This window comes from Chryseobacterium sp. SN22 (assembly GCF_008329705.1).
GTDB lineage: Bacteria > Bacteroidota > Bacteroidia > Flavobacteriales > Weeksellaceae > Chryseobacterium.
Map to the genome: position 1 here is coordinate 1 of NZ_VTSX01000050.1, position 7,844 is coordinate 7,844.

Below are 7,844 nucleotides of genomic sequence, written 5' to 3' on the forward strand. Positions count from 1 at the left end.
GATTATTCTTTTTTAGCGAAGATTATTCAGAAATCTTCTTCGATTTTACATTTCCACAAAATGAAAATTTGAAATAGTGTATTTAGTAATGTTCTAGACATGTTGCTTTATTTTATTGGCCAAGATTAGCAAAGAAAATTTTGAATAAAGTAAAAAGAAACCCACCGTTTTTGCGGTGGGTTTTGTATTTTATAAAGCAGTTTTGTTTTCTGTTACAAAACGAAACTAAAGTGTAGCAATATTTTCTGTAGATAATCTTTGAAGCGTTCTTAGAAATAAAAGTTTCAATAAGTTTTGAAAGTATATTTTTTTCTTCGACATCAAGTTCATTGATGAGCTTTAGCTGTTCCAGGACTGCGATATCCCTCCGCTCGTGCTTATAGTAATAAATCCACCGCAAAGCGGTGGGGTTTATGTATTATAAAGCGGCTACATTTTTATTAAAGAAGTCTTTGAATTTTTTGGTTGTAAGCATTTGATCGGCCAGTTTAAAGATCATGGACCGGTGTTCTTCGTCGGGCTGATTGATCAGATGGAGCTTCTCAAAACCGGGTTTGTCTTCAATCGTTACAATTGAAACCTGTTTTTATGAGTTAGACAGAGATATAAGACAATGGTCCCTTCGAATTAACAATGAAATAAAAATTAATGGAGTGAATGGAAATTTATTGAAGACGAAATCAGATATCCAAAACTTTTTAAGAGATTTCTCAAACCTTAATTCTCAACTTCTGATACATGATCAATAAAAGCCTCACCGCAATTGCGGTGAGGCTTTTAAATCATAATCCGATGAAAAGACAGGTCGGATGATTTTTGACTAATTCTGAAACAGGAAGAGCCGTGGAATGGCAGGCTTGATCACTGGATGACAGGCAGTTGATTAACAGACCCCGGCAGCACTTAAAAACCAGAATCTTTAGTTATTTCCTTACTAATCAATACGTAAAAAAAAAAGAGCCCACGCCGCTGTATATATTCTAAAGTATTTAGTGAGTGTTTCCTATGACAACCTCACCCTGCGGGTGTACAGGCACCCTCGTTGTTTTTTTTCAGCTATCCGATGATCAGTTCGATCCCTGCTTTTTCGGCTTTGTATCTGATCTTGGCCTGCAGTTCATAATAACTCCAGTTGCGGAGCACGAATTCCTGCTCCTTGGCAATGCCAATCCTGTCTTCCTGGTTTTTAAGGATCAGGGTGCCTGCCTGCTGGCGGATGCAGAAATCGATCAGCTGCCGGCTGTATACATGAAGCCGGTGGCTGACATACCGGCTTTCCAGGTTTTCTGTTTTGTACAATGCTTTCTGTTTCCGTTTCGCTCCTTTCCCGGAACGGGCATAGGCCATACCGGCTTGAACCCTTTTCTGCCGGGCCTGGATGGCCAGCCTGCGGTATAAAAACTCTTCTTTTGACCCAATGTTGATCCGTACGTTGTTGGCTTTTGCGACGATGGGATGTTCCAGGGACAGCGAAGCTTCTGCAATGATTCCGGGTTTTAAAAGATGGTTTTCCTTTTCAAATTCAAATACGGCGAGCCAGAAGATTTTCCCGGCTTTCAGCTGGACCTGCGAGGTGCAGAGCTTGATCTCTCCCCTTAACAGGCGTTCCATGACCAGGCGCTTATCCGAATAGTCCTTTCCCAAATAGGTTTTCACCGGAACCGCAAACATATTGAAGCAGAAGGCTTTCTTTTCAGGGTCATACCTCATTCTGCTGATGCATTTTACCGGGAGCGGGATGGGAATGTCTTTCTTAAAGTTCCTCAGTGATTTGGTTCCCTGCTGGTAGTCGGCTTTGTTTTTGGAAAAGGTGGATTGAATCGTATTGTTCAGGCTTCCCAGGATATCGGTCGGGATCTCTCCCTTGAAACGGTCGAAGACCATTCTTGCAGTCGTATTCGTTTTTGAGCGGTTAAACATTCCCATCTCCTCTTTGTTTACATCCGCCAGCTTGTATCGGATGTCTTCGGTGAGGTAAAAGAAATCCTTGATCATTTCCTGGACATACAGGTGGGAAACAATGAAGTTAGCGGCCCGGAAACAGCGATTCTGATACCGGCAGAGTTTTTCCCACATCTCTTTTTGTTCATGTGCAGGAAGATCGATCAGCAGCTGGATTTTCCGGGTAAGGGTCATGGTGGATTTTTCCATATCAGAAAGATTTTAAGCACCTGTTGTTCTTCTGGACATATTGATAAGCGTATAAAAATTCCTGGTGGACTTCCTTTTCAGACAGCCTGAGTTCCCGGGCAATGACTGCAAATGAAGATTTATGCTCAAACCTTCTTTTTAAGATCTCAAGCTGCCGGCTGCTGAGTGTATCCGGCTGCTCTTCGTTATCGCAAGCTTTTTCCTGTGTCTGTTCAAAAGAACTTCTATTCAAAATTTTCCGCAGATCAGTGATGGCCCTGCCCACTTCATTGCTGATGTCCTTTACGCTGCTTCCCATGGCCTCGGCAATGGGTTTGTACTGAAAGCCATAGGCAAGGCAAAGTCCGATCAGGTGTCTTCTTTTGGGATCCAGTACGTTTAACACCTTATTCACTTCATCAAAATTTTTCTGATCAGACTCCTGGCGGAGGAGATACTCCTGATCCTGCATCGGGTCATATCCTGCAAGGTAATCCTGGTAATTCTCAAAACGTTCAAGGGAAGCCGTTAAGCGTGCGAATTTGTTTTTCGGGGCATTGAAATATGTTATACAGTCTCTTTTCATAACAAACCGTAAAAAGCAGAGAATATGATTCGGGGTTTCAATGGAATCGCGGTGCAGCCAGAGTTTGAGGAAGGCATCCTGCACCAAGGTTTCCACGACAAAATCATCGTCAAGCATCTGTTTTCCGAGCCAGAACAAAAGTCTTTTGTACCGTAGATGAATATGTTCCAAAGAGGCCGGATTGCCTTTTTTCAGCAGTTCGTACAGCTGAAGATCGGTCAATTTGCGGGGTAAAGGGTTTGTTCTTTTCATCCTATCCGTCAGTTTCTGGTGATAGGGATGTGTTTTAGGGATGGTGATAGGGTGTGGCATGGTGATAAAATTTTTCAGCAAGTTGGCCATACCAACCCGGGTGCCGAACTACGGACGAATGTATATTACCAAACGGAAAATGTAAAAAACCGGACTGGCAGAATAGCTTATAATTTTATATCTTTGTTTTAAATCTTTAGCCCATGGCAGCTACAGCACAGAAACATATCGGGAGGAACATCGCAAGAATCAGGGAAATGCGCGGCATGAAGCAGGAAACCCTGGCCGAACTCTTAGGCGTCAGCCAGCAGAAAATATCATTGTTTGAAAACGCCGAAGCACTGGAAGATACCAAACTGGAACCGATTGCCAAAGCATTGGAAATCTCTGTGGAAGCCCTGAAGAATTTTTCTGAGGATGCGTTTTTTAATATTATTGCCAATACTTATCATAATACCAGTAATGACCACTCGACATTAATAGCGAGTTCATTAAATTATTATCCTACTTTCAATCCGCTGGATAAGCTGATGGAATCCTATGAAGAGAACAGAAAGCTGTATGAGCGTTTGTTGGAAACAGAAAAGGAGAAGAGTAGGCTGATTGAGGAGTTGGTTAGGAAAGTGATGAGGGATTAGAAATTGAAATTTTATAATATGGGACTGTCTAGGAGGGCGGTCCTTTTTGTTTTGTAAAATTCTATAAGATTCCTAATAAAATTGATATTATGAATGAGGTTATAATGGTAGATATTGAAATATTAAAATGTTAAGATTAGAATTGGTATTATATTAAATTTGTATCACATTTAGACATTTCTAAATGTGATACTTTTTGAAAAAAAATAAATAAAATTCATAAATTTTGAAATCTCTTAAAGATAATAGAGCTACCTTTTTTATAGTGAGTAAGCAAAAAAATATAAGGGATATTTTATTTGTATGACATGTATACTATATATACAGTATGACAATTGTTCATTAAAGGCTAATGTTAAGATAATGTTAAGAAGAAGGGTAATAAGAGAGTATTCTAATAATAACAACAACAACACAAGAGAATTTAGGAGGACTAAAATAAATAAGTAAACTATGTTAAGAGAGGGTTGAAATTATGGTAAACCGTAAAAGGCAAAATAAATTGAAAAAAAAATTAACAAGAATAAATTAAAAACTTGCACAATTAAAAATAGAGTTCTAATTTTGTACAATATAAAGAGATTGTTATGGAACTTAAAATATTGAAACCTAAGGAATCTGCTTTAGTTTCTAAAATAACAGTACACAAGACTGGGAAATTAGGATTCTCTAAAGGAGCTATGGAGCAGTTAGAATTAGAATCTAATAAATTTTGCAAGTTCGGAATGAACAAAGAAGGAGAATTATTTATAATTGTCTCAAACGAAAAGGATAATGAAACGTATAATGTTGCTAAAGCAGGAGACTACTATTATGTGTCTGCAAAAGCATTGTTAGAGGATGATTTAGACATTGATTACAGGTCAAAGAACACTACAATTTTTGATTTATTTAAAACTGAAAACAAAAAGATTATGAAAATGATAAAGAGGGTGATAACTAAATAGAATACATATACAAAAAAGAAGTCCAGACTTTCTCACGGTGGGACTTCTTGAGGTTTTTACAAAGAGTTAGTCATGATTTGAAGTTATCATGATAACCTGCTTTTGTTTTGCAAAGATAATAATAATTTGTTTAAATAGCATTTAAACGATGTTTAAATAGTGTTTAAATATTGTTAAATTTTCCAGAGTCAAAAGCATGACCCCTAACTTCACTGATATATCCTTGTCAGTAATATAAGGTATAATACTAAAACAGTGAATAATGGCAAAGAAAGCAACAAGCAAATCAATTGCTTCTACAGCTTCTAAAATTCTCAAGAGTCCGAAGTATTCTAAAGTAACAAAATCTGTTGCAGCAAGTGCTTTGAGCCAAAGAGAAAAGAAAAAGTAGAAATTAAGGGGGTTTTTTGCATTTTTCCATAAAAGTGCATTTTATTAACGATTAAAATTATAAACAATGACAAAAGAAATTTTTAACGAAAGGTTTAAACAAGTATTTGTGCCAGATATAAAAGGGCACAACAAAGAAGGTAAATTAAAAATTAGTAAACTTCTTGAATTAGTAACGGATGCTTCTTATCAGCAAGATATAAAAAAGCATTTTGGATTAGAAGAGGCACTGGATAATTACATAATAATTGGAAATGTTGACATAGCTTACGATTATGTTAAATACATTACTGAAAAATTTGAGTATGTAAATTATTATGCCTTTAGCAAAAATGTAGATACTTATATTGAACAAAATGAGACCACTAAAGAGAATGAAATGTATTTTGTTATTGATGAACCTTTCAACAATGAAGGAGAGGTACTATCTCAAATTATTGCAAAAGCAGAATATGATTCAGTTAATATGTTTTATAAGGATAGAGAACTATCAAAACATATAAATTACTTAAAAAAGAATGGCTTTACAAGACCTTTGGAAAACCTAAATAAATCATGGGAAACTGAATTCTCTATTAATGAAAAATTAAATAAAAGAAAGAATTATAGGTTTGTTAAGGAGTCCAATAATATGTATCTCCGAAGCATCACTTCTGACTTATACAATGAGTATGGTGTTGCATTTTCTTTTGTTGTGGCTATGTTAGCTTTACATAAAGCTATGCAAAACGATAAAGGTTTAAATTTTTCAATTACATCTTTGTCTCTGAACGAGTCAAAGATTGATATTATAGTTTCTGCAAATGATTCTATCTATGTTGAAGAAATTGAAAGTCACATTTCTTCTTCGATAAGTATTCGTAATAATGATTTAGGTAACAAGTCTCTGTCTTTCACTCAAACCCTCAAAATTACAAGTTTACAAAACACTGAAAGAGAGATTTATATATTCCCTAAAATAAAAGAAGATGTAACTACTAAAACATCAGTTTCACATGGTACATCAATTGGGACTGTATTAACAACCATAGATTCTATGAGTGAAGTTATTTATTCAACTAATGAATTTGTTACAACGTTTAAAGGGTTTTATAAAACTAAGAATTATGATGAGCTTAGGGCAAAAATAGAAGAAAGATTAGTTACGAATAATAGTCCTTTCAAGAATGTCAGAGAACTCAAGGATTTGTTTAAAAGAAGTGCAGTACAAAGTGTTGATAATTTAGCAAAGCTTTTGGATATGTGTGGGAGGGCAGAGGTTATTGATATGGATTTTGATTTAAAATTTAAATTAAGATACCTAATTTCTAATGTTTTGTTATATGGAAAAAACAGTTTAGAGTAATCTTAGAGGACGTTTGCTTTAAGATAACAAATAAAATGAAAAAGTGAGATAGGTAAATATCTGTCATAAAACATGACAAAATAGCCTAAATGGAAAATATGGCAGAAAATATATATTGGTATATAAATAGAAAAAATAAACTTTAATGCTAAACAGCATCGTAATTTATTTGTAATTTTTAAGTTTAAAACTTGATCCGTTTTAAGACTGCAAATGTACAATTTTTTTTTAAAAAAAACAAATTTTGATGCTGTTTATTTAAATATTTCGTATTATGAAGAAAACAGTTCATGTTGTTCCTAATGGAACAAATTGGGATGTAAAAACATCCGGCAGTAAGAAAGCGTACAGGACAGTAGATACGCAAGAAAAGGCAATTAACATTGCAAAGCCAGTGGCTATTAATGCTAATATAGAATTAATAATACACGGAAAAGATGGAAAAATAAGAGAAAAAAACTCTTATGGAAATGATAAGTATCCACCTAAAGGCTAGGATTATGAGTAGCAAATGTACTATTTCAATAAATCAGTATGCTGATTTTATAAAAGCTTCTGAGGCAAAAAGGAAGAGGATTATTAGAGATCAAAAAAAACCTAATCTTTTTCGAGTGTCATATTATCAATTAGCAAAAGCTAGAATCAGAAAAACTTTAACGGACAATGGCTCTATACAGCATATTAGGGATGCTTTGGACAAATTATCTGAAAGAGTGCCTGTAACTAAAAAACAGATTAGTGACAAAGCTGTATCAATTGAGGCATTAGAGAAATTTTTGAGGATGAAAATTCCTATAGTTCTTAAAAGTAATGAAACAACATTTTTAAATGTTAAAGATTTTAAAAGCGAAATTGATGTTAATGGGTTGTCAATAATTGTTGCGCCAGAAATCATTTTTAAAACAGTTGTGGATGGAAAAGAGGTTTTAGGTGGAGTAAAATTACATGTTAGTAAATCTAATGTTTTTGACGTTGAACAACAGCAAGTAATCGCATCAGGAATTTGTAAATATCTTGAATTTAATGTAGCTGTACATAATCAAGTAGTCTTACCTGAATTTTGTATTTCGTTGGATATTTTTGGAAATGGATTTATTACTAATTCAAATGCAAAAAAAAATATCGTAGGTAGATATAAACAAGAATGTTTAGAAATACTAAAAATTTGGGATGCTGCTTAGTACAATAAAATGCACGCTTAGCATTAAGAAGCTGGACATTTGTCCAGCTTCTTTCTTTTACAATACCACCTACATCTATAAAAAACTTTGAATAAATATATTAGATTTCTATAGGCTTATCCTGCTGTTGGTTTTCGGCTGGAAGCAGAACGCAGACGCCCAACTTCCAGCTTATCTTCTGAGGGTTTTCAATCTCGTTGCAAAGCCAAACGAGACCTAATTTCTGCATTCCTATATTCTCAATACTGGTGCGAACGTCTCACTTGTGCACGTTATTTTACGCCCCTATTTACATATATTTGTATCATAACAATAAAAGATAATCTTAAAGCGATAATTTTTTATTTGGCACAAGCGGAGGCTTGCGCCAGAAAG

At 35.0% G+C, this 7,844-nt stretch carries 9 protein-coding genes; 6 read left to right on the forward strand and 3 right to left on the reverse strand.

Annotated features, from left to right (window positions below):
- Positions 1-1,056: 1,056 nt before the first annotated feature.
- On the reverse strand, positions 1,057-2,151 hold the full coding sequence (locus tag FY557_RS19785) for a hypothetical protein (protein WP_149248949.1): 1,095 nt from the start codon (positions 2,149-2,151) through the stop codon (positions 1,057-1,059).
- A 1-nt stretch (position 2,152) separates the two neighbouring features.
- Positions 2,153-3,028, reverse strand: a complete 876-nt coding sequence (locus FY557_RS19790; protein ID WP_228451849.1) for an RNA polymerase sigma factor — start codon at positions 3,026-3,028, stop codon at positions 2,153-2,155.
- Between the two features lie 143 nt (positions 3,029-3,171).
- Between FY557_RS19790 and FY557_RS19795 the strand changes: the two genes are divergently transcribed.
- The 6 genes from FY557_RS19795 to FY557_RS19815 all read left to right on the forward strand — a co-directional run bounded on the left by FY557_RS19795 (position 3,172) and on the right by FY557_RS19815 (position 7,469).
- The gene (locus FY557_RS19795) at positions 3,172-3,606 is read left to right on the forward strand and encodes a helix-turn-helix domain-containing protein (protein ID WP_149248950.1); all 435 of its coding nucleotides are present in this window, start codon (positions 3,172-3,174) and stop codon (positions 3,604-3,606) included.
- A 587-nt stretch (positions 3,607-4,193) separates the two neighbouring features.
- Entirely contained in the window at positions 4,194-4,553 is a 360-nt protein-coding gene (locus FY557_RS19800; protein ID WP_149248951.1) for a hypothetical protein, read from the forward strand.
- Between the two features lie 262 nt (positions 4,554-4,815).
- Complete coding sequence (locus tag FY557_RS20510) at positions 4,816-4,944, forward strand: hypothetical protein (RefSeq protein WP_262713562.1); 129 nt, start codon at positions 4,816-4,818, stop codon at positions 4,942-4,944.
- Positions 4,945-5,010: 66 nt separating this feature from the next.
- Positions 5,011-6,288 (forward strand): hypothetical protein, encoded by a 1,278-nt coding sequence (locus FY557_RS19805; RefSeq protein ID WP_149248952.1) that lies wholly within the window; start codon positions 5,011-5,013, stop codon positions 6,286-6,288.
- Positions 6,289-6,562: 274 nt separating this feature from the next.
- Positions 6,563-6,784: a DUF2188 domain-containing protein gene (locus FY557_RS19810; RefSeq protein WP_149248953.1), complete on the forward strand. Its 222-nt coding sequence runs from the start codon at positions 6,563-6,565 to the stop codon at positions 6,782-6,784.
- Complete coding sequence (locus tag FY557_RS19815; RefSeq protein ID WP_149248954.1) at positions 6,753-7,469, forward strand: hypothetical protein; 717 nt, start codon at positions 6,753-6,755, stop codon at positions 7,467-7,469. The genes FY557_RS19810 and FY557_RS19815 overlap by 32 nt, the downstream gene beginning before the upstream one ends.
- 100 nt (positions 7,470-7,569) lie before the next feature.
- On the opposite strand, the gene FY557_RS20515 is transcribed toward FY557_RS19815, so the two are convergent.
- Entirely contained in the window at positions 7,570-7,698 is a 129-nt protein-coding gene (locus tag FY557_RS20515; protein WP_262713563.1) for a hypothetical protein, read from the reverse strand.
- Between the last annotated feature and the right edge of the window lie 146 nt (positions 7,699-7,844).